Below are 23831 nucleotides of genomic sequence, written 5' to 3'. Positions count from 1 at the left end.
TCGTATGCATGAGGACAACAGTCGACCTCTCCGAGGACCTGATCCAGGAAGCCAAACTGCGGGCGGCGCGCAGACGCGTCACGGTCAGTGCGGTGATAGAGGACGCGCTGCGGGCGTCGTTCGCGCGGGATGTGGCGGCGGCGCAGAACATCGTCAAGCTCACCACTGATCCCGGCGGCAGAGGGGTGCGCCCCGGCGTCAATCTCGACGACAACGCGTCCGTGCGCGACCTCATGGACGGCCTCGAATGATCATCTGCGATGTGAACGTCCTCGTGTACGCGTTCCGCGAGGACGCCAAGGACCACGACCGCTACCACGCATGGCTCATCGAGCGGCTGCGGGGCGACGAACCCGTCGGGTACAACGGTGTGATCGACAGCGGCTTCCTGCGCATCGTCACCCACCAGCGGATCTACCAGCCGCCGAGCGAGCCGGAGCGAGCGTTGGAGTTCCTCCGGGACGTGCGCAGCGCACCGGTCGCCACGCCGGTCCAGGAAGGGCCCCGGCACCGGGAGATCTTCGAGCGCCTGTGCCTCAAGGCCGGGGCTCGCGGGAGCCTCGTACCGGATGCCTACTTCGCCGCCCTCGCCATAGAGCACGGGGCCACGCTGTACTCGGTCGACCGCGGTTTCGCCCGCTTCCCCGGCCTCCGCTGGCGGCACCCCCTGGAGGACACCGACTGAATCAGCAGCTGGGGACGGACCCCTTGCCCGTCTCCAGCGCCACCAGTGCGTTCACCGCACCCCTCAACGTGGTCACCGGGATCAGCCGCAGGCCCTTGGGCAGTTCGGACTTGGCGTCGGAGCACTCGGCCTTCGGGACGAGGAAGACGGTCGCGCCGTCCCGGCGCGCGGCCTGCGTCTTGAGGGCCACGCCTCCCACGGCGCCGACCGTCCCGTCGCCGTCGATGGTCCCCGTACCGGCGATGGTGCGCCCGGCCGTGAGGTCGCCGCCGCTGCCGTTCCCGTCCAGCTTGTCGATGATGCCGAGGGTGAACAGCAGCCCGGCGCTGGGGCCGCCCACGTCGGCGAGCTTCAGCGTGACCTTGACCTTCTTGTCGCTGAGGTGCAGATAGTCCAGGGCGGCCCGGGTCGCCGCGTTCTGGGACTGCTTCATCTGCGCGCTGTTGTGCTGCTCGATCTCCTTGGTGGACTGCCCGCTCGGATACACCGAGTCGTGCGGCATGACGGCCCGGTCCGTGGCGAACCAGGCACTGATCACATCGCTCAGCGAGACATGCGCGTCCGGGTTGGTCGCCTCGATCGTCGTCATCCGCAGCTGCCCGCTCGTCTGCCGGGTCTTCGCCCCCGAGATGGTGATCACCGGGGTGCCCTTGTTGTCCCCGAGCACGTTCGCCGTCAGCCCGGGCTGCGCCAGCGAGAACGGCAGCGGCGCGAGGACCGCGGTGGCGATCAGCGCCACGACGGGCAGCGCGCAGACGGCGAGGGCCTGGGGGCGTGTGAGGCGAGAGAGCACGGGATCAATCTAACGTGACGGTCACTTCCGGCCAGGTGTCGGTCGGCTCACGTACAGGTCTCGCTTCTCCCTGGTGAACCGCCTCAGTGCGTCCGGCAGCGGTTCGACGCCGATCCCCGGCGCGGTGGGGACGGGCAGGTGGCCGTCCTTGAGGACGAACGGCTCGGTGATGTCCTCGGCGAAGTAGCGGCTGGAGGCGGAGGTGTCCCCGGGGAGGGTGAAGCCGGGCAGTGCGGCCAGGGCGAGGTTGGGGGCGCGGCCGATTCCCGTCTCCAGCATGCCGCCGCACCACACGGGCACCCCGTGCGCGTGCGCCACGTCGTGGATGCGGCGGGCCTCCAGATAGCCGCCCACGCGCGCGGGCTTCACATTGACGACCCGGCACGCCTCCATCGCGATCGCGGAGGCGGCATCACGGGCGTTGTGCAGGGACTCGTCGAGGCAGACGGGCGTCTGCAGACGCCTCTGGAGCTGCGCATGGGCGTACAGGTTGTTCTCGTCCAAGGGCTCCTCGATCAGCAGCAGCCCGAAGGCGTCCAGGCGCCGCAGATGCTCGGCGTCGGCGAGGGTGTACGCCGTGTTGGCGTCGACCTGGAGGGGCAGCGCGTCCCCGAAGCGCTCGCGGACCGCCCGGACCGGCTCCACGTCCCAGCCCGGCTCGATCTTCAGCTTGATGCGGACGTATCCCTCGGCGAGGTAGCGCTCGACGTCGTCCAGCAGCTCGGGGACGGAATCCTTGATGCCGACGGAGACCCCCGCGGGGACCCGCTCGCGCACGGCGCCCAGGTAGGTGGCGAGCGGCATGCCGTACGAGCGCAGCTCCGCGTCCAGGACCGCCGTCTCCAGGGTGGCCTTCGCCAGCTCATGGCCCTTGATCTTCGCCATGGCGGGGGCGAGCGCGGCCACGGTGAGCTGCGGCAGGGTGGCGATGCGCGGCAGCAGGAAGTCCCGCAGCACGAGCTCCGCACCGGCCACGAACTCCGAGCAGTACCGCGGCTCCGGGTCGGCGGCGAACTCCGACCAGCCCTCCGCCGCGTCGGTCACGACATGGAGCAGGAAGGTGTCCTTCGTCGTCATCGTGCCGAAGGACGTACGGAACGGGGTGACCAGCGGGATCTCCACATGGACGATCTCCACGCGTGCCAGCTTCATGCCGCTGCCTCTCTCGAAAGGGTGTACCAGCCGTCACGGGACATCCCCGTCGCCGTGAACCCCTGCGCAAAGGCCTCCGTGAACACCTCACGGACGGCATACCGCCAGCGCAGGGCGAGCTCCGGGTCGGCGGCGCGGAGCCGGACGATGTCGTCCGGGACCCGGCACCAGATGTGCCGGCCGGCCGGGTCACGGCGGGCGAGCGTCGCGCCGTCGGGGGCGGTGTGGGTGCCGGGGGCGGTGTCCCGGTCGGTGGTCTCGTACGAGGGGGTCGGCGCCGCCAGCTCCCAGGTCACCGTCAGCCGGTCGCTCTCGTCGCCGTCGTTCACGCCGTCCGACATGGGGCCGTAGAAGTCGACGAGGTACTCGGTGCCGGTGGCGCCCAGCTTGGCGAGGTTGAAGCGGGCGTTGCGGCCGACCAGCGGGTCGAAGGTCCACCGCATGGTGCGGGCGCCGAGGCCGAGGGCCCAGGCGCGCTGGGCCTGCTTCACGGCGTACCCGAGCCCCCGGTCGGCGGCGGCGACCAGGGAGTACGCGTCCCCCTGCGGCCCGAACACCGCGACCGACGCTCCCGCGAGCCGCGTTCCGTCGTACGCGGCGTGCACGGCGCCGCCCGCGTGGACGAGGCTGTGCAGCACTTCGGCCGGGTAGGGCGGGGCGGTGCGCGGGGTCTGCCAGACCTCGCTGAAGTAGTCGGCGACGGCGGCGAGGCCGGTGACGTCGTGGACGGTGCGGATGCTCACTCCGGGCGGGCGGTCGAGGGTCATGGGTCGAGTTTCGAGGGGAGGCGACCCCTCCGGGTTGTGCGTCTGCACAAGGAATGCGTACGTTCGTTTCGGAATCGGCCAATCACGATCGTTCGGCCGCAACCCCGCACGTGAGGAGCCCCATGGACGCCTGCACCCTCGGCGACCTCCTGGACGTCGTCGGCGGCCCCGCACTGCGCCTGCACACGGCCCCTGACGGGCTCGCCGCCCAGGTCACCGAGGTGCTCCTGTACGACGCCCAGGCCCCGATGCCGCATGCGCCGGGCGCGCTGCTGCTGGCCGTCGGCGTGCGGGCGGCGGCCGCCGGTCCGCTCGTCCGGACGGCCGCGGAGGCCGGGATGACCGGCCTTGTCGTACGCGGTCCGGACGGGCCGGTCGGTGAGGCGGGGGCGCACGGCCTCGCGCTGCTGTCGGTCGACGAGGACGCGGCCTGGCACCAGGTCCACCTGCTGCTGTCCTCGGCGATCGCGGCCCGGCCCGCACCGTCGGTGAACGGCCTCGGAGACCTGTTCGCACTCGCGGACGCGGTCGCGGCGGCGACCGGCGGTGCGACGGCCGTGGAGGACCCGCGCCAGCGGATCCTCGCCTACTCCACGGTCCCGGGCCAGCCGGTCGACGAGGACCGGCGGCAGAGCATCCTCGGCCTCCAGGTGCCGGCCAGCACACCCAACAGCGAGCAGTACCGGGCGCTGTTCGCGTCCCCCGGGCCGGTACGGATGCCCGCGCTCCGGGAGGGCGACCTGCCGCGTCTCGCGATCGCCGTCCGCGCGGGCGGCGAGACGCTCGGCTCGGTCTGGGTGGTCGACGACGGCACGCTCGCTCCCGACGCCGAGGAGACCCTGACGCAGGGTGCCTCCACGGCGGCCCTGCTCCTGCTGCGGGCCCGGGCGGCGCAGGAACTGGCCCGCCACCAGAACAGCGATCTGCTGCGCCGGCTGCTCGACGGCACGGCGGACCCGTCGACCGCCTTCGACCGGCTGGGACTCGAGGGCGCGGTCCGGGTGGCTGCCTTCGTACTGGACGCCGCGAGCCTCCCGGACGCCGAGCAGACCGCCCTGCGCCTGCTGGACGTCGTACGACTGCAGTGCGAGGCCCGTTACGGGCGGCACGGGTGCGTGCTGGTCGACGGGGTGGTGTACGCGGTCCTGCCCGGGCCGGGCGCACGGCACAAGAGGCTGGCGGAGGACATCGTGGCGCGGGCCGGACAGTCACTGCGGGTGCCGGTGCGGGCGGCGCTGGGCGGGGTGGTGGAAGGGCCGGCGGAGGTCGTGGGCTCGCGGGAGGACGCCGAGCTGGTGCTGCGGGTGCTCGGACCCGACCTGCCGGTGGCGACGGTGGACGAGGTGCGCCCGCGGGTGACGCTGCTGCGGCTCGCGGAAGTGCTGGGCGAGCGGCGGGAGCTGAGCGCGGGGGCGTGGCGTCGGGTGCTGGCGTACGACGAGCAGCACGGCACCGAGTACGCGCGCACGCTGGTCAGCTGGTTCGACGCGGGCTGCGACATGGCGGGCGCGGCGAAGCTGCTCGCCGTGCACCCGAACACCTGCCGTTACCGTCTGAAGCAGGCACAGCAGCACGTCGGGATCGACCTCGACGACCCCGACGAACGGCTGGTGCTGTGGCTCCAGTTGAGGACGCTGGCGGGGCTCAAAGGGCCTGAAGGAGCCACTTCCTGAGGCGCTCCTCGCAGGTGCGCAGGTGCTCGACCGGCACATACTCCCCTGCCGTGTGCGCCAGCGTCGGGTCTCCGGGGCCGTAGTTGAGGGCGGGCGTGCCGAGCGCGGCGAAGCGGGCCACGTCCGTCCAGCCGAGCTTGGGGCGGGGTGAGGCGTCGAGCGCGGAGACGAGACCAGCGAGGCGGTCCAGCCCCGGGAGGGCGCCCGGCACGACTTCGGTGACGCGGACCTCGTACTCGGGGAAGAGTCCGCGCACGTACTCCTCCGCCTCCTGCGGCGAACGGCTGGGCGCGAAGCGGGAGTTGACGGTGATCACGCACTCGTCCGGTACGACGTTCCCGGCGACCCCGGCGCGTACCGCGACCGCGCTCAGCCCCTCCCGGTACTCCAGCCCGTCGATCACGACCCGCTCGGGCGTGTGGTCGTGGAGCCGCTGCAGGACGGGGGCGGCGAGGTGCGCGGCGTTGACGCCCATCCAGGAGCGGGCGGTGTGGGCGCGGGCGCCGCGCACCACGATGTCGGCGGTGAGGACGCCCTGGCAGCCGGCCTCGACGCCCGCGTCGGAGGGTTCCATGAGGATCGCCAGGTCCGCTCGCAGGAGCTCGGGCCGCTCGGCGGCGATCCGGTGCAGCCCGTTGCGGTCGCCCTCGACCTCCTCGCACTCGTAGAAGACGTACGTGAGGTCGCGGGTGGGGGCCGGGACGGTGGCCGCGAGGCGGAGGGCGACGGCGACGCCGCCCTTCATGTCGCAGGCGCCGAGGCCGTGGACGCGGTCGTCGTGGAGCCGGGAAGGCAGGTTTCCGGCGGCCGGGACGGTGTCCAAGTGCCCTGCGAGGAGCGCTCGTTGGGGTCGGCCGAGGTCGGTGCGCGCGAGAACCGAGTTGCCGGTCCGCTCGACGGTGAGATGCGGAAGGGGCCGCAGGGCGGCCTCGACGGCGTCCGCGATCCGGCCCTCCTGCCCGCTCTCGGAGGGGATGTCGACCAGGGCGCGGGTGAGGGCGACGACATCCGCGGTGAGGTCGAGCGGGCCTGTCTGCTGCCCGACCCCGGCCCGATTGCTGACTGCGTCCACTGGTCGTCCTCTCCGCTGTTGCGCTGCCTGGCCCCTGATGATGCGGGCGGACGGGCGGACAGCGGTGAGAGGATCGGCCAGAGGTGCCGGGAGCGATTTGGCCCATCGGCCAACCCGGTGGCGGCTCAGCGAAGGGCTTCGGCAACCTCCCGGGCCGCGTCCACCACCCGCGGCCCGACCCGCTCCGGAACCGCGTCGGCCAGCATCACCACACCGACGCTACCCTCGACCCCCGTGACGCCGAGGAGCGGCGCCGCGGCGCCACTGGCCCCCGCTTCCAACTCCCCATGGGTCAGCGTGTACCCGCAGTCCCCCGTCGGCTTGGCCCGCGCGGCAAGGATCGCCTTGCCCGCGGCGCCCCGGTCCAAGGGGTGCCTGAACCCGGCCCGGTACGCCACGTGATAGTCCGTCCACGTCGGCTCGACTACGGCCACGGCCAGCGCCTCCGCCCCGTCCACCAGGGTCAGATGGGCCGTCGCGCCTATGTCCTCGGCCAGCGACCGGAGCGCCGGCAACGCGGCCTCCCGTACCAGCGGATGCACCTGCCGGCCGAGCCTGAGCACCCCGAGCCCGACCCGGGCGCGGCCACCCAGGTCACGCCGTACGAGGGCATGCTGTTCCAGCGTGGCGAGCAACCGGTACACCACGGTCCGGTTGACGCCCAGTTTGTTGGATAGCTCGGTGACGGTCAGCCCGTGGTCCGTATCGGCCAGCAGCTTGAGGACTCGCAGTCCCCGGTCGAGCGTCTGAGAGGTCTCCGCGGTCACGACGCCCACTCCTCCAAGTGGTGAGGTCGGCGACCTCCGCGCGGCGGTGCGTCACCGAGTCCCGTCGATGACGCGCAACAGAGGCCGCCGATCGGCCGGCGGCCCGGCCGCTGCCGGGCCGCGTCGCTTCACGGCTGCGCTCCGCGGCGGCGCTGCCACGGGGCGTGTGCGTAGCCGGACAGTAGCGAAGGGGGTTCGCTGAGCGGAAGTCTCCGTCCAGAATCCGGGCACATACGGGGAGGGAGTACCTGCGTATGTCCCGATACGTACGGCGCGACAGCTCCGGCACACAACGGCCGTTCACCGCATGCGCGTGGCCCACTCCTGCACCTTGGCGATGCGCTGCCGCAGCTGTCCGGCGGTGGCCTCGGCACTCGGCGGACCGCCGCAGGTGCGGCGCAGCTCGGTGTGGATGACGCCGTGGGGCTTGCCGCTCTGGTGGACGTAGGCGCTGACCATGGTGTTGAGCTGCTTGCGCAGCTCCATCATCTCCTTGTGCGAGACGACGGGCCGGCGCTCGGCGGGCAGCTCCAGCAGGTCCGCCTCGGCGTCCGGCTTCTTGCGGCTGTGGGCGATCTGCCGGGCCTGCCGCTTCTGCAGGAGAAGCTGCACCTGGTCGGGTTCGAGGAGCCCCGGGATGCCGAGGTAGTCCTGCTCCTCCTCGCTTCCCGGGTGGGCCTGCATGCCGAACTCGGCGCCGTCGTAGAGCACCCGGTCGAAGACGGCGTCGGACTCCAGTGCCTCGAAGGAGAACTCCTCCTGCTCACCGGTGTCCTCGTCCTGCTCCTTGTTCGCCTCCTCCATCTCCTTCTCGGACTCGGCGTACGGGTCCTCCTCGCCCTCCTTCTTCGGCTTGTCGAGGGCGTGGTCGCGCTCGACCTCCATCTCGTTGGCGAAGGTGAGGAGGTCGGGGACGGTGGGGAGGAAGACGGACGCCGTCTCGCCGCGCCGCCGCGAACGCACGAAGCGCCCGACGGCCTGGGCGAAGAAGAGAGGGGTGGAGATGGTGGTGGCGTACACACCGACCGCGAGGCGTGGCACGTCGACGCCTTCCGACACCATCCTGACGGCGACCATCCAGCGGTCGTTGCTCCCGCTGAACTCGTCGATCCGCTTCGAGGCGCCGGCGTCGTCGGAGAGGACGAGGGTCGCCTTGTTGCCGGTGATCTCGCGGATCAGCTTGGCGTAGGCCCGTGCGGAGTCCTGGTCGGAGGCGATGACGAGCGCGCCCGCGTCCGGGATGGCCTTACGGACCTCGGTCAGCCGCTGGTCGGCGGCGCGCAGCACGCTGGGCATCCACTCGCCGCGCGGGTCGAGGGCGGTGCGCCAGGCCTGGCTGATCGCGTCCTTGGTCATGGGCTCGCCGAGCCGGGCGGCGATCTCGTCACCGGCCTTGGTGCGCCAGCGCATGTTGCCGCTGTAGGAGAGGAAGATGACGGGCCGTACGACATGGTCGGCGAGCGCGTTCCCATAGCCGTAGGTGTAGTCGGCGGCGGACCGCCGGATCCCGTCGTTGCCCTCCTCGTACGTCACGAAGGGGATGGGATTGGTGTCGGAGCGGAAGGGCGTACCGGTGAGCGCGAGCCGCCGCGTGGCCGGCTCGAAGGCCTCAAGGCAGGCCTCGCCCCAGGACTTGGAGTCACCGGCGTGATGGATCTCGTCGAGGATGACCAGCGTCTTGCGCTGCTCCACCCGATTCCGGTGCAGCATGGGCCGCACACCGACACCGGCGTACGTGACGGCCACGCCCTGGTAGTCCTTGCCGAGCGGGCCCGCGCTGTACTCGGGGTCCAGCTTGATGCCTATGCGCGCCGCCGCTTCCGCCCACTGCTTCTTCAGATGCTCGGTCGGCGCGACCACGGTCACCTGCTGCACGACGTGATGGTGCAGCAGCCAGGAGGCGAGCGTCAGCGCGAAGGTCGTCTTGCCGGCGCCGGGGGTGGCCACGGCGAGGAAGTCGCGGGGCTGCTCCTGGACGTACTTCTCCATCGCCCCCTGCTGCCAGGCACGCAGCTTGCTGGCGGTGCCCCAGGGGGCGCGGCCGGGGAAGGCGGGAGAGAGATGGTGGGAGTGCGAGGCAGAGCTGGCGGCGGTGGTAGTCACGGTCTCCGTGGGGTGGTCGGGCGGCTCGGCTGGGTATGACAACCGGGCCACCCTACCGGCGGGCCGACGGGGTCAACGCGCGGACGAGGCCGCGACGCCCGCGGGTGGGACTCACGTCACATCGGCTACTCGGCCAAGCTCTGCAGCGCCTCGGCGATGACCTTGACCTCGTCCAGGCTGCCCGTGGCCACGCCGATGACCAGACGCTCGGCGGCATCGATGTCCGGTCGTAGTTGCACGTCGTTCATCGCCAGGAAGACAACGCAGGACGTCCACGCTGTGCGCTTGTTGCCGTCGACGAAGGGGTGATTGATCGCGAGTGACTGCAGGAGCGCCGCGGCCTTGTCGAAGAGATCGGTGTACGCCTCCTGCCCGAACATGGCGGCCGAGGGGCGATGCACGGCCGACTCCAGCAGACCGGCGTCGCGTACGACAACGTTCTGGTCATCGACGGCGAGCTCGGCGATGGCCAGGACGTCCTCGGCCGACAGATAGACATACGTCACTTGAGCCGCTCCAGCAGCTCGGCCCACTTGGCCGTCTGCTCCTTGGCGGCCTTGCGAACCAGCGCCTCGTGAGCCGTCCTGGCCAAGTAGTCGTCCACGGCCCTCAGCAGTATGGCGTGCATGCTGGTTCCCTCCTCTTCAGCGCGCAGCTTCAGGGCTTCCGTCTGGTCGTCGCGGAGACGCAGGTTCATAGCCATACCAAAACAGTACCACCCCTTGGGGCCAGACTGGTACCGCTCAGCCTGGGCACGCAGCCCTGAGCCGCGAACGCCACCGGATGCGCCCCGGCCCCGTCGGCCGCCGCCCTTTCATGAACGCCGTATGGCAGTCCCGTTGCAGCCCCCGTGTTTCCCTTGAGCCCCCTCCCGGCCCCGCCGTACGGTCGTTTCACCGAGTTCGGAACGGAGCCAGGCGCTCCGCATCGACCCGGCCGTGTGCCCGAGTGGCTTAGGGACTCGCCTGCAAAGCGAGGTACGTGGGTTCAATTCCCGCCACGGCCTCAATGGCCTCGACGAGGCAACCAAAGGGCGGCACCCGCTGAGGGTGCCGCCCTCAGCGTGTTCCGGCCGCCTGTCCCGAACTCCCCCTCGCGGTCACAGGACCCCGCCCGCCTCGTCCTGGAACGCCTCCGTCCAGTAGTGCCGGCCCGGCTCCGTCGTCAGGGTGGTCGGGTCGATGGCCGACAGGGTGTGGATCATCGTCGAGGCCAGTTGGTCGTAGGCATCCGTCGTCAGTTCGCCCGCCAGGTCCTCGTCGATGGACCTCTCGCGGTGCAGGAGCCAGAGGGTGAAGGCCAGGGTGGAGACGTCCGTGTTCAGTGGGTACAGGGTGGCTTCGGACTCGCTCCAGTTGAGGACCGCGCCCGTTTCGCCGTCCACCACCAGGCTGTTGTCCTCGATGAGGTTGCCCAGCCGTATCAGGTGGGAGGCCCGGTGCGGCAGCCGGGCGGGATCGAAACCGTCCGGGCCCTGGTAGGCGTAATGCTCGGCAAGGGTCGGCAGGGGGACGTCCGTGTCGAGGTGGAAGAACACGCCGTCCTCCGGCAGGCCCGTGTCGCGCAGGAAGCGGCGGGTCGGCTCGTGCGTGAGGGTCGAGGGGAAGTCGACGTCCTCGAAGCGCCACACCTTGCCGTGGCCGAACTCCCCGTCCAGGAGGCGGGTCGGGAGGTCGAGAGCAAGTCCGGAGGCCGTTCCAGGACCCGCTACCAGGGACAGGGGGCGGATCAGGGCCGCCATCTTCCAGAACGGCGGCACCTCGCCGTCCGTGCCCTCCTCGAACACGGCCAGCAGATGGCGTGACGCCTCCGCCGCCGCCTTCGGGCCGAAACGGCCGGCGTAGGACGCGAACTGGCCGCGCAGCCCCGCCAGTTCGTCCGCCGCCGTCGCGAACCGCACCAGCGTGCCGAGCGACGGTGCCAGCGGGCGGCTGTCCATCAGGTCGGGACGGTCGTGCAGGAAGTACGTCGTCGCGACCTCCCCCGTCGCGCCGTCCAGCAGCACCGACTCCGTCTCCAGGCCCCGGGGGTCGAGCAGCGCCCCTATGACCAGTTGGTCCCGCAGCTCCGCCGCCAGGCGGCCGTCGGGGTCGCCGGTGGAGTCCCCGACCGTCCGCAGGCCCTCCCGGACCAGCTCCTCGAAGGTGAACAGGCCGCTGTCGCCGGGCAGTCCGGGCCCCGTCAGCCAGCGGCGCGTCGCCCCGTGCGTGACGTACGGATCGAGTTGGTCCTCGGTCAGCGTGATCACCGCCGTGGCGGCACCGGTCGTGCTCATTGCTTCCCCCGCATGTGCTTCGTCACATGTGCCTCGGCGCATGTGTCTGCTCACAGTCCCCGTGTGGGGCGCGACCGGGCATGCGCCCTTGCGCCGGACGACTCCGGCAGCCGCTCCCACTGCTCAGAACAGTACGCCCCGCCACTGACAACGCCCCGGACCACAGGACGCTCAGCGCACCCTCGCCCGTTCCCGCCCCGCGAGGATCGCGTCCACCGTCTCCCCCACCGTCAGCTCCGAGCTGTCCAGCCACGGTCCGAGCCGGGGGTGCCCGCACGCAGCGCCCCGTCCAGGTCCTCGACCGTCCACGCGCCGTAGCCCGTCTTCGCCCGCGCCGCCACGGCCTCGGGACTCGGAGCCAGTACGACGACGTCCAGGGGCCGCGTGTGCACCAGACGACGTACGAGGTCAGTTCCCGGCCCGGCACCACGTCCTGGGGACGTACTCCTCGCGCCCGGACACGATCATGCGGCGGAAGACATCACCACGCACATGTGCTGCCCGCGGCAGCCGCTCGCCAGCGCCTGCGCCACGGTCGACTTGCCGGACGCCTCCCCCACTGCCTAAAGGGCATGGGAGGTACCCCATCGCCGGTGATGCGGACGACGCCCCTCACGCGAAGGACACGCCACCCGGCAAGGTCACCGGTCGGTCACCACGGCGGCCTGCGGTCTTATCGGCAGCCGGTTCACCGGGCGGCCCGTGGCGGCCCGTACGGCGGAGGCGATGGCGGCCGGGGAGGTGACCACCGGGACCGCGCTGACGGCCTTCGCGCCGAAGGGGGCGACCACGTCGCGTTCCTCGACGAGCTTGACGATCCGGATGTCCGGGGCGTCCAGGGCGGTCGGCAGGGCGTACCCCGTCAGGTCGGGGTGGCGGATCAACCCGCGCGCGGTGCGCAGGTTCTCCGTCAACGCGATGCCCACTCCCTGCGTCACGCCCGCCTCGATACGGGCGGCCAGCTGGGCCGGGTTGAGGACCCGGCCGACGTCCTGGGCGAGCGCCAGCTCCACGACCCGTACCGAGCCGAGTTCGATGTCGACGTCGACGACCGCGCGGATCGCGCAGAACGCCATGCCGACGAAGGCATCGCCCTGACCGGCCTCGTTCAGCGGCTCCGTCGGGTGGGGTCGGCACTGGGCCGTGGCCCACAGTTCCTTGCCGTCCATCGCCTCGGTGACGGTGGTCGACAGGACACCGTCGTACGAGGTGATCTTGCCGTCGGTGATCTGGAGCAGCTCGGTGGACATGCCGAACTTGTGCGCCAGGGGCTGCAGCAGCTGGGTGCGGACCATCTTGGCCGCGCGCTCCACCGCACCGCCGGACACCCAGGTGTGCCGACCGCGGCAGCCCGCGCCGGCGGGCGGCTGGTCGGTGTCGACGGGCGCGACGTGCACCTCGTCGATGCCGAGGGTCTCCTGGACGATCTGGCGGGCCAGCGTGGTGAACCCCTGGCCGGTCTCCACGGCCGCGCAGAGCACGGTCGCCACGCCGTCCTGGACCTTGACCGTCGCGGTGGAGACCTCGTCGGCACCCTCCGCGCCGAGCATGTGCACCATGCCCAGGCCGTAGCCCACGCCCCGCCGCACCGCGCCCGGTTCGCCCGCGCCCTCGGGGCCGCCGGGCAGCAGCCACTCGTCCTCGGGGGTGTCCTTGGGCAGCGGGGGGAGCGGGAAGTCGCGGACGGCCTGCAGCAGCTCCGCCACCGGGGCCGGGCAGGTCACCGTCTGGCCGGTCGGGAGTACGTCCCCGGTGGCCATCACGTTGCGCAGGCGCAGTTCCGCAGGGTCCATGCCCAGCTTCTTCGCCAGCTTGTCCATCTGGGCCTCGTACGCGGCGCACACCTGCATCGCGCCCTCGCCGCGCACATGGCCGGAGGGCGGGTTGTTGGTGCGTACGGCCCAGCCCTCGATGAAGGCGTTCGGGACGACATAGGGGCCGCAGGCGAAGCCGACGGCGGCCGCGAGGGCCTCGGAGGACGTGTCGGCGTACGCGCCCGCGTCGAGGAGGATCTGCGCCTCGACCTTCACCAGCCTGCCCTCGGCGTCGGCGTGGTGCCGGTAGCGCAGCAGAGTCGGGTGGCGGTGCGCGTGCCCCAGGAAGGACTCTTCGCGCGTCGCGGTGAGTTTCACCGGGCAGCCGGTCTTCAACGCCAGCAGGCCCAGCGGGAGTTGGAAGCCCTGGTCCTCGCGGTCGGCCGTGGCGCCGGGGACCCCGGTGACGACGATCTTGACGCGTTCGGGTTCGAGGCCGTAGCAGGCGGCGGCGGTGTCGCGGTCCGCGTGCGGGTCGGTGGAGGCGAGGTAGAGCTCGACGCCGCCGTCGGGGCGGGGCACGGCGAGGCCGGCCTCGGCGCCGATGGGGGCCGGATCCTGGCGGCCGATGCGGTACTGGCCCTCGACGACGATCTCGCCGGCCGCGTCCGGATCGCCGTGCCGCAGCGGGATGTGCCGGATCAGGTTGCCGTCGGGGTGCAGCGGCTCGGCCTCGAAGGCCAGCTCGGGGTCGGTCACCGGGTCGAGTACTTCGTACTCGACGATGACGGCCGCGGCGGCCATCCGCGCGGTGTCCGGGTGGTCGGCGGCGACGGCTGCGATGGGCTCGCCGTGGTGGCGCACGACCTCGGAGGCGAACACGGGCCGGTCGGCGCTGCGGCGCCCGTATCGGGCGGTGCCCGGAACGTCCTCGTGGGTGACGACGGCCCGTACGCCCGGCATCTCACGCGCGTGGGAGGTGTCGATGGACACGATGCGCGCGTGCGGGTGCGGGGAGCGCAGTACGGCGGCCCACAGCAGGCCCTCGGCCCACAGGTCCGCCGCGTACGGGAACGTGCCCTCGGTCTTGGCGCGGGTGTCGGCGGCCGGCAGGGAGGCGCCGAGGCCGTGCGGCAGTTGCTCGGGAGCGGGTGCGGCCTCCGCGGCGGTGGTCGCGGTGGCGGCTTCGTTGCTCACGCCTGGCCTCCGTCCTGTCCGTACGCCTGGTCATGGGGTCCCGACGGCGCGGGGAACCCGGGTGACTCGAACGCCGACGCGTTGACACCGCCGGCTCCGGGGCCCGCCTGGTGAGGGATACGTGCCGCGTCGCCGTCCTGTTCGGAGGCGTCAGCTTCGGAGTGCGCCTCGCGTTCGGCGACGACCTCCTGGACGGCCTCCACGACGCCCCGGTAGCCGGAGCAGCGGCACAGGTTGCCGCACAGGGCCTGGCGGGTCTCCAGCTCGGTCGGCGCCGGGTTGCCCTCCAGCAGGTCGTGCACGGTCATCGCCATGCCGGGCACGCAGAAACCGCACTGCACGGCGCCGCACCGGGCGAGCGCCCGCTGCACGTCCGAGGGCTGTCCGTCGACGGCGAGGCCCTCGACGGTGCGGACCTCGCTGCCGGCAGCGGTCACGGCGGGCACCAGGCAGGAGGCCACGAGGCGTCCGTCGACCTGGACGTTGCAGGCCCCGCACTCGCCCTGGGAGCAGCCGTCCTTGGCGCCCGCGAGACCGAGCCGCTCGCGCAGCACGTAGAGCAGCGATTCGCCGATCCAGGCGTCGGAGACGGGGCGCTCGACGCCGTTGACGCGCAGGACGTAGGAGGCGAGGGGATGCTCCTCACCGGGGGGCGGCTGGGCCTCGTCGGCGGTTTCGGCGTCGGAGCCGTCGGCCGCGTCCGGGTCGACCGAATTGCCCGAAGTGTCCGCAGCGTCGGGTGCGTTGGAGGCGGCGGGTTCGGCCGTCGTCGGCGCGGACGGTCCGGCGCCGTCCGGCCCGGCATCCGCCGCGGGCTCCGTGAGGGGCTCCACGGCCCCCTCAGGCGCCTCTGCGGCCCCCTGGGCACTGTCTGCCGCCCCGGCGGCCTCACCCGGCCCGTGCGCGGGTTGTGAGGCGGCTGCGTCGGCGGGGGTCTCCGAGTGGGCGTCGGCGGACGGAGCGCCGTATTCGTCGGCCTGGGGGCCGGACTGCTCGGGGTGGTGCGCCCGCGCGTTCTCCGACTCGTGCGCGGCCGCGTCCGGCTCCACGGGTGCGTGCCCGGCGCCGGCGTGCTCGGCGGACCGGCCGCCGGTGTGGGCCGGGGGCTGCTCGTACGCCTGCCCGGGGCCCTCCTCGGGCGCCGCCGGCTCCTCGGTCTGCGGCTGCCCCCAGGGCTGTCCCGCGGCCTCCGTCGCCCAGGGGGCGGGGGCGCCGCCCGGGAGCGTGGCCGGCGGAGTGCCGCCCCACTGCTGGACCAGGGACGACGTGGTGAACTCACCCGATTCGTCCGGAAGGTCGCCCCCGGCCACGGGGATCGACCACTGCCCGGTCACATCGTGGCCCGGCGCGGGGGCGGGCTCCTGGGTCGCCGTCTCCTCGAAGTTCCACTGCTGGGTGGCTGCCGGGTTGTACGAGAACCGGTCACCCGTGGTGTCCTGCGGCACGGCGTTGGGGTCGGGCCATCGGGCGCCGTCGGCGGGCACGTGCCAGGTGCCGGTCGCCGCCGGGTCGGTCCCCGCGCCCGCGCCGGGATCGGCCGTTATCGGCGGGGGCACATAGCCGTGGCCGGGCGCCGCGAGGGGACTGTCGGCGGAGGCCAGGAGGGCGTCGATGCCCCCTTCGGGGAGTTTCACGAAGGCGGTGGCGCCGTCGTCGTAGTCGCCCTGGGGCAGCGGGTCCCAGCGGCCGCCGCCGTGGGGTGTGCCCTCTCCGTGCTGGTCGTCGGTCACGACAGCGCCCTCCCCAGTGCTCGTCGGGCCAGCGCGGCGACGGTGCGCCGCAGATGCAGTACGGCGGGCGGAAGCTGTGGGACGGTGCCGTCCGGTTCGGGAACGGGGTCGGGGATGCAGGCCGCCGCGACGTACTCCCCGAAGGCGGTCAGCGCCTCCGGGACGATCGTCCGGCCGTTGTCCCAGTCGATGAGCCGGGCCACCCACTGCTCGGCGTCCAGGGGCCTGAGCGGCATCGGCGCTATGGCTCCGACGGCGCACCTGACTCCGCGCCGGGCGGGGTCGAGGACGAGCGCGACGGACGCGACCGCGCGTCCGGGGCCGGTCCGGCCGGTCGCCTTCAGGAAGACCTGCGGCGCGTGCAGCAGCGGCACGCGCACGTACCCGATGAGTTCGCCGGCGCGCAGCATGTCGACCGCGGCCAGCAGGTGCGACACCGGGATCTCCCGGCGGGCTCCGCCCGGGCCCGCGATGATCAGTGTCGCCTCCAGGGCGGCCAGCACCGGCAGCGCGTCCCCGGTGGGGGACGCGGATGCGATGTTGCCGCCCAGGGTGCCCGCGTTGCGGATCTGCGGCGGGCCCGCGGCGCGCGCGGCGGCGGCGAGCGCCGGGATCAGGGCCGCGAAGTCCGGGCGCCCCATGCGCGCGTGCGTGAGCCCGGCGCCGAGCAGGGCGTGTCCGTCCTGGTACTGCCAGCCGCGGATCTCGCTGATCCTGCCGAGACCGACCAGTGCGGCGGGCCTGAGCTGCCCCGAGTTGACGGCTGCCATGAGGTCGGTGCCGCCGGCCACCGGGACGGCGGCGGGCACGGCGGTGAGTGCCGCCACGGCCTCGTCCAGCGTCGTGGGCAGCGTGACGGCCTGCGCCGCCTGCGGTGCGTGCGTGGTCAAAACCGGCTGCCCCTTCCCGCTGCCCCACCTGGTCCCACCTGTGCTGCCGTACGGTACGTGCTGACAGGGCGGACGTGGCAACTCTGGCACATCTTCGCAAGCCCCGAAGACGGGGGTCCGCTAGGAGGCATTCGCCCACTTCACCAGGGAGATGGTCCGTTTTCGTACGGCATCACCGGTGCGCACGAATTGCCACTCTTCGGTGATGCTTACGACGTTTTTGCCTTACCTGTTCGGGAGCTCACTCACCTGTTCGGGGGAGCCCCGTCCAGCGGCCGTCCGAGCACGCCGGGACGCTTCTGCCAGGGCAGTGGCCCGGTGGGCGGCCGATAGCCCACGCCCAGGGCGTCAAGTCGCCGGTAGTGGACGGCCATCCGCCGCTCGAAGCCGGCGAAGTCCCGTTCCGCCGGGGCGGGGAGCGCACTCCAGGCCACCTCCGAGAAGGCCGAAAGCCGCGGGTACGTCTGGTAGTCCACCCGGGCGGGGTCCTCCATCACCTCGGTCCACACATTGGCCTGCGTGCCGAGCACATGTTCCGCCTGCGCGGAGGTCAACTCCGGTGGAACGGGCTCGAACCGGTAGACGTCCTCCAGGGTGCGCACGTAGCCGATGGGCACCGGTTCGTCCTCGCCCGCCGCCTGGCGGTGGTCCAAGTACACGTACTGCTCGGGGCACATGACCACGTCGTGGCCGGCCCGGGCCGCGGCGACCCCGCCCTGGTACCCGCGCCACGAGGACACGGCCGCGCCCGGCGCGAGCCCGCCCTCCAGGATCTCGTCCCAGCCGATGAGCCTGCGCCCGCGCGCGGTCAGCCACTTGTCGAAGTGGCCGATGAACCAGGCCTGCAACCCGTCCTCGTCCGCGAGCCCGAGTTCCTTGATGCGGGCCTGCGCGGCCGGCGAGTGCCGCCACTGGTCCTTGAGGCATTCGTCGCCGCCGACGTGGACGAACTCCGACGGGAACAGTGCGAGGAGTTCCTCGAACACCCCCTCGTAGAACCGCAGGGTGTTGTCAGTGGGGGCGAGTACGTTGGCAGAGATTCCCCAGTCGTCCCAGACGGAGAGGGCGGTGTCCCCCGTGGAGGAGGCAGTGATGACGTCGGTGTTGCCGAGTTCCGGGTATGCGGCGATGGCGGCCTGCGAGTGGCCGGGTACGTCGATTTCGGGGACGACGGTGATATGCCGCTCGGCGGCGTAGGAGACGATCTCGCGGATGTCGTCCTGGGTGTAGAAGCCACCGTGCGGCTTCTCCTCCCACAGCGGTGAGGCCCGGTGGCCGAATTTCGTGCGCCCCCGCCAGGAGCCGATCTCGGTCAGCCGGGGGTACCTCTTGATCTCGACGCGCCAGCCCTGGTCGTCCGTCAGATGGAAGTGGAAGACGTTGAGTTTGTGCGCGGCCATCAGGTCGAGGTGGCGCAGGACGCCTTCCTTGGGCATGAAGTGCCGGGCGACGTCGAGCATGAGACCGCGCCAGCGGAAGCGGGGGGAGTCCTCGACCGTGAGGTGCGGCACGGCCCAGGTGCGGTCGCGGTCGAGCGGGGCCCTGCGGTAGGCGTCGGGGCCGAGGAGCTGCCGCAGGGTCTGGGCGCCCCAGAAGACACCGGCCGCGCTGCCGCCCTCGACGAGGACGCCGTTCCGGTCGCTGACGAGGCGGTACCCCTCGGGAGGGAGCCCCGGATCGAGCCGCAGCGCGATGCCGTCGCCGTGTGCGTCGTCGAGGTCCCGCCCCTCCGGCAGGGGCAGCCCGGTGGCCTGCCACAGGACGGTGCGCAGCCAGCGGCCGACGCCCTCCGTCGCCGTACCGGCGTAAAGCCGTGAACCGGCCTTCAGCCGCACCTCACCGGCACCGGTGACGAGGCTGCGCGGCGCGGGAATCAGTTCCGTCTGTGAAGTCACGTGGGTCCTTGCGGGAAGCGGCCGGCCGGCCGGGGCCTCATGCACACGGACCGAGGCCCCGCAGACGCGCCGTAACGCGCCCCGGGGCCTCGCCGAGCCGGAGCCGGAGGCGGGACCACCCGCCTCGGGCCGAAGGCAGGACTACTTGTCGCCGTCCTTGCCCTTGTCGCCGCCGGCGCCCATGGACTCGTAGATCTCCTTGCACATGGGACACACGGGGTACTTCTTCGGGTCGCGGCCGGGCACCCACACCTTGCCGCACAGCGCCACGACGGGGGTCCCGTCGAGGGCGCTCGCCATGATCTTGTCCTTCTGGACGTAGTGGGCGAAGCGCTCGTGGTCGCCGTCGCCGTGGGACACCTGTGGCGTCGGCTCTACGAGGGTCCCCGTACCAGTCCCGCGCTCGGGCTCAAGAGTGCTCATAAGTGCCAAGGGTACTGAAGGTCACACGGATCAGTTGAGCGACGGGTCGTCCGGATACGTGGCCACCATCGCCAGCTCGTTGCGCTGGCGGCGCAGCACCTCGCGCCAGAGTCTCTCCGGGGACGGCGAGGAGACGTCGCCGGGCTCGGACTCGACGACGTACCAGGCGCCCTCGACCAGTTCGTCCTCCAGCTGGCCGGGGCCCCAGCCGGCGTATCCGGCGAAGATCCGCAGGGAGCCCAGGGCCGAGGCGAGCAGCTCGGGCGGCGCCTCCAGGTCGACCAGACCGATCGCCCCGTGCACTCTGCGCCAGCCCAGCGGCGCCCCGTCGACGGTCGCGCCGCCCGGGATGACGGCGACCCCGAGGGCCGAGTCGAGGGACACCGGGCCGCCCTGGAAGACGACTCCGGGTTCACCCGCGAGATCCGCCCAGCCCTCCAGGATGTCGCCGACGTCCACCGGGGTGGGCCGGTTGAGGACGACACCGAGGGAGCCCTCCTCGTCGTGGTCGAGAAGGAGCACCACCGCACGGTCGAAGTTCGGGTCCGCCAGGGCGGGCGTTGCCACGAGCAACCGCCCTGTGAGCGAGGACACCTCGGTCATGGCAGACATGATCCCGCATCTTGCCTCCGCGTGGGGAGGCAATGGCGGTTACCGGGTGAATGCAGCTCAGGGAGGAATGAAGCACCCCGGGCGCACGGGAGGGCCGGTGACCGCATGTGCCCACCAGGGAACGGTTCGTGTTGTGACACAGCTATGACGTAGCCGGGCCGCCCTTGGGCTTACAGAAGGGGGGTGGGCGGCGATTACCCTTTCCCTTCTGGCCCCTGCCCCACTCATCGGAACGCGAGATACATGACCGTCAACGACGATGTCCTGCTTGTCCACGGCGGAACCCCGCTGGAGGGCGAGATCCGTGTCCGCGGTGCGAAGAACCTCGTACCGAAGGCAATGGTCGCCGCCCTGCTGGGCAGTGAACCGAGTCGACTGCGCAATGTTCCGGACATCCGGGACGTTCGTGTCGTACGCGGACTGCTGCAGCTGCACGGCGTGACGGTCCGTCCGGGTGAGGAGCCCGGCGAGCTGGTGATGGACCCGTCCCATGTGGAAAGCGCGAACGTCGCGGACATCGACGCGCACGCGGGTTCCAGCCGTATCCCGATCCTGTTCTGCGGTCCGCTGCTGCACCGCCTCGGACACGCGTTCATCCCGGGTCTCGGCGGCTGCGACATCGGCGGTCGGCCGATCGACTTCCACTTCGAGGTGCTGCGGCAGTTCGGCGCGCGCATCGAGAAGCGGGCGGACGGACAGTACCTGGAGGCACCGCAGCGGCTGCGCGGCACGAAGATCCGGCTGCCGTACCCGTCCGTGGGCGCGACCGAGCAGGTGCTGCTGACGGCCGTCCTCGCGGAGGGCGTCACGGAACTCTCGAACGCGGCCGTGGAGCCGGAGATCGAGGACCTGATCTGCGTCCTGCAGAAGATGGGCGCCATCATCGCGATGGACACCGACCGCACCATCCGCATCACGGGTGTGGACCGGCTCGGCGGCTACAACCACCGCGCGCTCCCGGACCGCCTGGAGGCCGCCTCCTGGGCGTCCGCGGCGCTGGCGACCGAGGGCAACATCTATGTCCGCGGCGCCCAGCAGCGCTCGATGATGACGTTCCTGAACACCTACCGGAAGGTGGGCGGGGCCTTCGAGATCGACGACGAGGGCATCCGTTTCTGGCACCCCGGCGGCCAGTTGAAGTCCATCGCGCTCGAAACGGACGTGCACCCGGGCTTCCAGACGGACTGGCAGCAGCCGCTGGTGGTCGCCCTCACGCAGGCCACCGGCCTGTCGATCATCCACGAGACGGTCTACGAGTCCCGTCTCGGCTTCACGTCCGCCCTGAACCAGATGGGCGCTCACATCCAGCTGTACCGCGAGTGCCTGGGCAGCTCCGACTGCCGCTTCGGCCAGCGCAACTTCCTGCACTCGGCCGTCGTCTCCGGCCCGACGAAGCTCCAGGGCGCCGACCTGGTCATCCCCGACCTCCGCGGCGGCTTCTCGTACCTCATCGCCGCGCTGGCGGCCCAGGGCACGTCCCGGGTCCACGGCATCGACCTCATCAACCGCGGCTACGAGAACTTCATGGAGAAGCTCGTGGAGCTCGGCGCGAAGGTGGAACTGCCGGGCAAGGCGCTCGGCTGACCTCAGCCTGCCGACTGGCCCAGGGGCAACACCGCTTCCAGCCTGGGGTCCGGGGGCCCGCGGCGGAGCCGCTATGTCACAGCCCCCGGATAGACACAGCATGGAGAAGCTCGTGGAGCTCGGCGCGAAGGTGGAACTGCCGGGCAAGGCGCTCGGCTGAACCACAGTCGTACGAACGCTGATGGGGCGGTCACCCAAGTCCGGGTGACCGCCCCATCGGCGTTGTGGAGCGCCCCGAAAGGGGCGCGGGGCTGCCTCTGCATGCGGCTACCGCCGCGCGGGCGCGACCAGCCACGGCGGTCCCGTCAGCCGAGAGAAGGCCTGCAGTTGCCCGGCGCTCGCAGCGGAGCGCTTACTTGCCCTTGGCGGCTTCCTTGAGCTTGGAGCCCGCGGAGACCTTGACGCTGTAACCGGCCGGGATCTGGATCGGGTCGCCGGTCTGCGGGTTGCGCGCGGTGCGAGCGGCACGGTGGGTGCGCTCGAAGGTCAGGAAGCCGGGGATGGTGACCTTCTCGTCGCCCTTGGCGACGATCTCGCCGACGGTCTCGGCGAACGCGGCCAGCACGGCGTCGGCGTCCTTGCGGGTCACCTCGGCGCGGTCGGCCAGCGCGGCCACCAGCTCACTGCGGTTCATGTTGTTACTCCCGTGTTCTTCTTGCCGTTGAGGCGTGCCACGCGGCGGAGCCGCATATCGGGCACGGTGAAGCCGATGCTGCCAGGGTCCTCGGAGAGGCCCCGGGCCCGGGTCCGTGGTCAGACCCCTCGCGCCCAGGGACGCATCCTGCCCCTACCTGCGGCGCGAAAGCCAATCCGGCACCCGCAGGAGTCGTGAGAACACCCTTGGGAGTCACACGAAAAGAGGGCCTGAGCCTGGCCGACACGATAAACGGCGACCAGGAGGGTCAGGTTCCACGACGCGCCGGTGCAAGGCCTTGCCGTGGCGATCCTCACAGCCCCCGGAAAAGCCCTTGCAAGCCCTTACGACGCCGCCGCGGCCTTCGCCGCCTCCCGCACCGCACCGGCCACCGCGCCCGCGACCTTGTCGTTGAAGACGCTCGGGATGATGTAGTTCGGGTTGAGCTCGTCCTCGGTCACCACGTCCGCGAGAGCGGTTGCGGCGGCCAGCATCATCTCGGTGTTGACCGTGCGGGACTGGGCGTCGAGCAGACCGCGGAAGACGCCCGGGAAGACCAGCACGTTGTTGATCTGGTTCGGGAAGTCGGAGCGGCCGGTGGCCACAACGGCCGCCGTCTGCCGGGCGATTGCAGGGTCCACCTCGGGGTCGGGGTTCGCGAGCGCGAACACGATGGCACCGTCGGCCATGGCGGCCACGTCGTCGCCGTCGAGGACGTTCGGGGCGGAGACGCCGATGAAGACGTCGGCGCCGCGCACGGCCTCCTTGAGGGTGCCGGTGAGGCCCTCAGGGTTGGTGTTGTCGGCGATCCAGCGCAGCGGCGAGTCGACCGCGGCCTCCCGCAGGTCCTCGCGGCCGGTGTGCACGACGCCGTGGATGTCGGCGACGACGGCGTTCTTGACGCCCGCGGCGAGCAGCAGCTTGAGGATGGCCGTACCGGCCGCGCCGGCGCCGGACATCACGACCCGGATGTTCTCAATTGCCTTGCCGGTGACGCGGAGTGCGTTCGTCAGGGCGGCGAGGACGACGATCGCGGTGCCGTGCTGGTCGTCGTGGAAGACAGGGATGTCGAGGGCCTCGCGGAGCCGGGCCTCGATCTCGAAGCAGCGGGGCGCGGAGATGTCCTCGAGGTTGATGCCGGCGAAGCCCGGGGCGATCGCCTTCACGATCTCGACGATCGCGTCGGTGTCCTGGGTGTCGAGGCACAGCGGCCAGGCGTCGATGCCGGCGAACCGCTTGAAGAGGGCCGCCTTGCCCTCCATGACCGGCAGGGCGGCCTTGGGGCCGATGTTGCCGAGGCCCAGCACGGCCGAGCCGTCCGTCACGACCGCAACGGAGTTGCGCTTGATGGTGAGGCGGCGGGCGTCCTCGGGGTTCTCGGCGATCGCCATGCAGACGCGGGCCACACCCGGCGTGTAGATCATGGAGAGGTCGTCACGGTTGCGGATGGGGTGCTTCGACGCCATCTCGATCTTGCCGCCGAGGTGCATCAGGAACGTACGGTCGGAGACCTTGCCGAGGGTCACGCCCTCGATACCGCGCAGCTGCTGGACGATCTCGTCGGCGTGGGCCGTGGAACTCGCCGCGATGGTGACGTCGATGCGGAGTTTCTCGTGGCCGGAGGCGGTCACGTCGAGGCCGGTCACCGAGCCTCCGTGGGACTCTACGGCGGTGGTGATCTGGGAGACCGCGGTTCCGCTCGCGGGCACCTCCAACCGGACCGTAATGGAGTAGGAGACGCTGGGCGCCGTTGCCATGGCCGACTTCCTCTGCTTTCACCGTGACGCTGGGTATGCCGTCCGATGGTCGCACCTACTGCCGAGTA

The 23831-nt window shown here is 71.6% G+C and carries 21 protein-coding genes, 1 tRNA gene and 1 pseudogene; 5 read left to right on the top strand and 18 right to left on the bottom strand.

Annotation, left to right across the window (positions count from 1 at the left end):
- Positions 1–8 precede the first annotated feature (8 nt).
- Positions 9–251, top strand: a complete 243-nt coding sequence (locus ACIBW9_RS00350; RefSeq protein ID WP_398949691.1) for a hypothetical protein — start codon at positions 9–11, stop codon at positions 249–251.
- On the top strand, positions 248–685 hold the full coding sequence (locus ACIBW9_RS00345) for a type II toxin-antitoxin system VapC family toxin (protein WP_398949689.1): 438 nt from the start codon (positions 248–250) through the stop codon (positions 683–685). The genes ACIBW9_RS00350 and ACIBW9_RS00345 overlap by 4 nt, the downstream gene beginning before the upstream one ends.
- A 1-nt stretch (position 686) precedes the next feature.
- Here ACIBW9_RS00345 and ACIBW9_RS00340 read toward each other — a convergent pair whose 3' ends face one another.
- From ACIBW9_RS00340 to ACIBW9_RS00330, 3 genes are read right to left on the bottom strand one after another with little or no spacing between them, the layout of a single operon-like run.
- On the bottom strand, positions 687–1478 hold the full coding sequence (locus ACIBW9_RS00340; RefSeq protein ID WP_398949687.1) for a PDZ domain-containing protein: 792 nt from the start codon (positions 1476–1478) through the stop codon (positions 687–689).
- 21 nt (positions 1479–1499) lie between these two features.
- On the bottom strand, positions 1500–2630 hold the full coding sequence (gene menC / locus ACIBW9_RS00335) for an o-succinylbenzoate synthase (protein ID WP_398949685.1): 1131 nt from the start codon (positions 2628–2630) through the stop codon (positions 1500–1502).
- Positions 2627–3397, bottom strand: coding sequence for a chorismate synthase (locus tag ACIBW9_RS00330; RefSeq protein WP_398949683.1), 771 nt, complete (start codon positions 3395–3397; stop codon positions 2627–2629). The genes menC and ACIBW9_RS00330 overlap by 4 nt, the downstream gene beginning before the upstream one ends.
- 122 nt (positions 3398–3519) lie before the next feature.
- Here ACIBW9_RS00330 and ACIBW9_RS00325 point away from each other — a divergent pair, with 122 nt between their 5' ends.
- On the top strand, positions 3520–5070 hold the full coding sequence (locus ACIBW9_RS00325; protein WP_398949681.1) for a PucR family transcriptional regulator: 1551 nt from the start codon (positions 3520–3522) through the stop codon (positions 5068–5070).
- Here the strand turns inward: ACIBW9_RS00325 and dapE are convergent.
- From dapE to ACIBW9_RS00300, 5 genes are all read right to left on the bottom strand, one after another.
- On the bottom strand, positions 5042–6142 hold the full coding sequence (gene dapE, locus ACIBW9_RS00320) for a succinyl-diaminopimelate desuccinylase (protein WP_398949679.1): 1101 nt from the start codon (positions 6140–6142) through the stop codon (positions 5042–5044). The genes ACIBW9_RS00325 and dapE overlap by 29 nt on opposite strands.
- A 125-nt stretch (positions 6143–6267) precedes the next feature.
- The gene (locus ACIBW9_RS00315) at positions 6268–6909 is read right to left on the bottom strand and encodes an IclR family transcriptional regulator (protein WP_398949677.1); all 642 of its coding nucleotides are present in this window, start codon (positions 6907–6909) and stop codon (positions 6268–6270) included.
- Positions 6910–7209: 300 nt separating this feature from the next.
- Positions 7210–9012: a DEAD/DEAH box helicase gene (locus tag ACIBW9_RS00310; protein ID WP_398949675.1), complete on the bottom strand. Its 1803-nt coding sequence runs from the start codon at positions 9010–9012 to the stop codon at positions 7210–7212.
- A 125-nt stretch (positions 9013–9137) separates the two neighbouring features.
- Positions 9138–9518 carry a type II toxin-antitoxin system death-on-curing family toxin gene (locus ACIBW9_RS00305; RefSeq protein WP_398949673.1) on the bottom strand — a complete coding sequence of 127 codons (381 nt, stop codon included), beginning with the start codon at positions 9516–9518 and terminating at the stop codon, positions 9138–9140.
- Positions 9515–9715: a ribbon-helix-helix protein, CopG family gene (locus tag ACIBW9_RS00300; protein ID WP_048821776.1), complete on the bottom strand. Its 201-nt coding sequence runs from the start codon at positions 9713–9715 to the stop codon at positions 9515–9517. The genes ACIBW9_RS00305 and ACIBW9_RS00300 overlap by 4 nt, the downstream gene beginning before the upstream one ends.
- 231 nt (positions 9716–9946) lie before the next feature.
- On the opposite strand from ACIBW9_RS00300, the gene ACIBW9_RS00295 reads away from it, so the two are divergent.
- Positions 9947–10018: transfer RNA gene (locus tag ACIBW9_RS00295), tRNA-Cys, on the top strand.
- A 93-nt stretch (positions 10019–10111) separates the two neighbouring features.
- Here the strand turns inward: ACIBW9_RS00295 and ACIBW9_RS00290 are convergent.
- From ACIBW9_RS00290 to ACIBW9_RS00255, 8 genes and pseudogenes are all read right to left on the bottom strand, one after another.
- Positions 10112–11287: an SUKH-4 family immunity protein gene (locus ACIBW9_RS00290; protein WP_398949671.1), complete on the bottom strand. Its 1176-nt coding sequence runs from the start codon at positions 11285–11287 to the stop codon at positions 10112–10114.
- 171 nt (positions 11288–11458) lie between these two features.
- Positions 11459–11847 (bottom strand): annotated as a pseudogene (locus ACIBW9_RS00285) (phosphotransferase).
- 81 nt (positions 11848–11928) lie between these two features.
- Positions 11929–14238, bottom strand: a complete 2310-nt coding sequence (locus tag ACIBW9_RS00280; RefSeq protein WP_398949669.1) for a xanthine dehydrogenase family protein molybdopterin-binding subunit — start codon at positions 14236–14238, stop codon at positions 11929–11931.
- A complete protein-coding gene (locus ACIBW9_RS00275; protein ID WP_398949667.1) occupies positions 14235–15968 on the bottom strand; it encodes a 2Fe-2S iron-sulfur cluster-binding protein in 1734 nt (577 codons plus the stop codon). Before ACIBW9_RS00275 ends, ACIBW9_RS00280 begins: the two co-directional genes overlap by 4 nt.
- On the bottom strand, positions 15965–16858 hold the full coding sequence (locus ACIBW9_RS00270; RefSeq protein WP_398949665.1) for an FAD binding domain-containing protein: 894 nt from the start codon (positions 16856–16858) through the stop codon (positions 15965–15967). The genes ACIBW9_RS00275 and ACIBW9_RS00270 overlap by 4 nt, the downstream gene beginning before the upstream one ends.
- A 245-nt stretch (positions 16859–17103) precedes the next feature.
- Positions 17104–18753: a beta-N-acetylhexosaminidase gene (locus ACIBW9_RS00265; protein ID WP_398949663.1), complete on the bottom strand. Its 1650-nt coding sequence runs from the start codon at positions 18751–18753 to the stop codon at positions 17104–17106.
- A gap of 141 nt (positions 18754–18894) precedes the next feature.
- A complete protein-coding gene (locus ACIBW9_RS00260; RefSeq protein ID WP_078912757.1) occupies positions 18895–19176 on the bottom strand; it encodes a DUF3039 domain-containing protein in 282 nt (93 codons plus the stop codon).
- Between the two features lie 30 nt (positions 19177–19206).
- Positions 19207–19779 carry a YqgE/AlgH family protein gene (locus ACIBW9_RS00255; RefSeq protein WP_266955832.1) on the bottom strand — a complete coding sequence of 191 codons (573 nt, stop codon included), beginning with the start codon at positions 19777–19779 and terminating at the stop codon, positions 19207–19209.
- 252 nt (positions 19780–20031) lie between these two features.
- On the opposite strand from ACIBW9_RS00255, the gene murA reads away from it, so the two are divergent.
- Complete coding sequence (murA, locus tag ACIBW9_RS00250) at positions 20032–21372, top strand: UDP-N-acetylglucosamine 1-carboxyvinyltransferase (RefSeq protein WP_398949661.1); 1341 nt, start codon at positions 20032–20034, stop codon at positions 21370–21372.
- Between the two features lie 352 nt (positions 21373–21724).
- Here the strand turns inward: murA and ACIBW9_RS00245 are convergent, their stop codons facing one another.
- Both ACIBW9_RS00245 and ACIBW9_RS00240 read right to left on the bottom strand, forming a co-directional pair.
- Positions 21725–22006, bottom strand: a complete 282-nt coding sequence (locus ACIBW9_RS00245; RefSeq protein WP_007382399.1) for an HU family DNA-binding protein — start codon at positions 22004–22006, stop codon at positions 21725–21727.
- A 344-nt stretch (positions 22007–22350) separates the two neighbouring features.
- Entirely contained in the window at positions 22351–23763 is a 1413-nt protein-coding gene (locus ACIBW9_RS00240) for an NAD-dependent malic enzyme (protein ID WP_398949659.1), read from the bottom strand.
- Between the last annotated feature and the right edge of the window lie 68 nt (positions 23764–23831).

It is taken from the genome of Streptomyces sp. NPDC049541 (assembly GCF_044465725.1).
In the GTDB taxonomy this organism is placed as follows: domain Bacteria; phylum Actinomycetota; class Actinomycetes; order Streptomycetales; family Streptomycetaceae; genus Streptomyces.
This window is presented reverse-complemented; position numbering and strand designations above follow the sequence as displayed.

Coding starts and splice junctions, on each gene's coding strand:
- ACIBW9_RS00350 (WP_398949691.1), top strand. CDS start 9: ATGAGGACAACAGTCGACCTCTCCGAGGACCTGATCCAGGAAGCCAAA.
- ACIBW9_RS00345 (WP_398949689.1), top strand. CDS start 248: ATGATCATCTGCGATGTGAACGTCCTCGTGTACGCGTTCCGCGAGGAC.
- menC (WP_398949685.1), bottom strand. CDS start 2,630: ATGAAGCTGGCACGCGTGGAGATCGTCCATGTGGAGATCCCGCTGGTC.
- ACIBW9_RS00330 (WP_398949683.1), bottom strand. CDS start 3,397: ATGACCCTCGACCGCCCGCCCGGAGTGAGCATCCGCACCGTCCACGAC.
- ACIBW9_RS00325 (WP_398949681.1), top strand. CDS start 3,520: ATGGACGCCTGCACCCTCGGCGACCTCCTGGACGTCGTCGGCGGCCCC.
- ACIBW9_RS00300 (WP_048821776.1), bottom strand. CDS start 9,715: ATGGCTATGAACCTGCGTCTCCGCGACGACCAGACGGAAGCCCTGAAG.
- ACIBW9_RS00290 (WP_398949671.1), bottom strand. CDS start 11,287: ATGAGCACGACCGGTGCCGCCACGGCGGTGATCACGCTGACCGAGGAC.
- ACIBW9_RS00260 (WP_078912757.1), bottom strand. CDS start 19,176: ATGAGCACTCTTGAGCCCGAGCGCGGGACTGGTACGGGGACCCTCGTA.
- ACIBW9_RS00255 (WP_266955832.1), bottom strand. CDS start 19,779: ATGACCGAGGTGTCCTCGCTCACAGGGCGGTTGCTCGTGGCAACGCCC.
- murA (WP_398949661.1), top strand. CDS start 20,032: ATGACCGTCAACGACGATGTCCTGCTTGTCCACGGCGGAACCCCGCTG.
- ACIBW9_RS00245 (WP_007382399.1), bottom strand. CDS start 22,006: ATGAACCGCAGTGAGCTGGTGGCCGCGCTGGCCGACCGCGCCGAGGTG.
- ACIBW9_RS00240 (WP_398949659.1), bottom strand. CDS start 23,763: ATGGCAACGGCGCCCAGCGTCTCCTACTCCATTACGGTCCGGTTGGAG.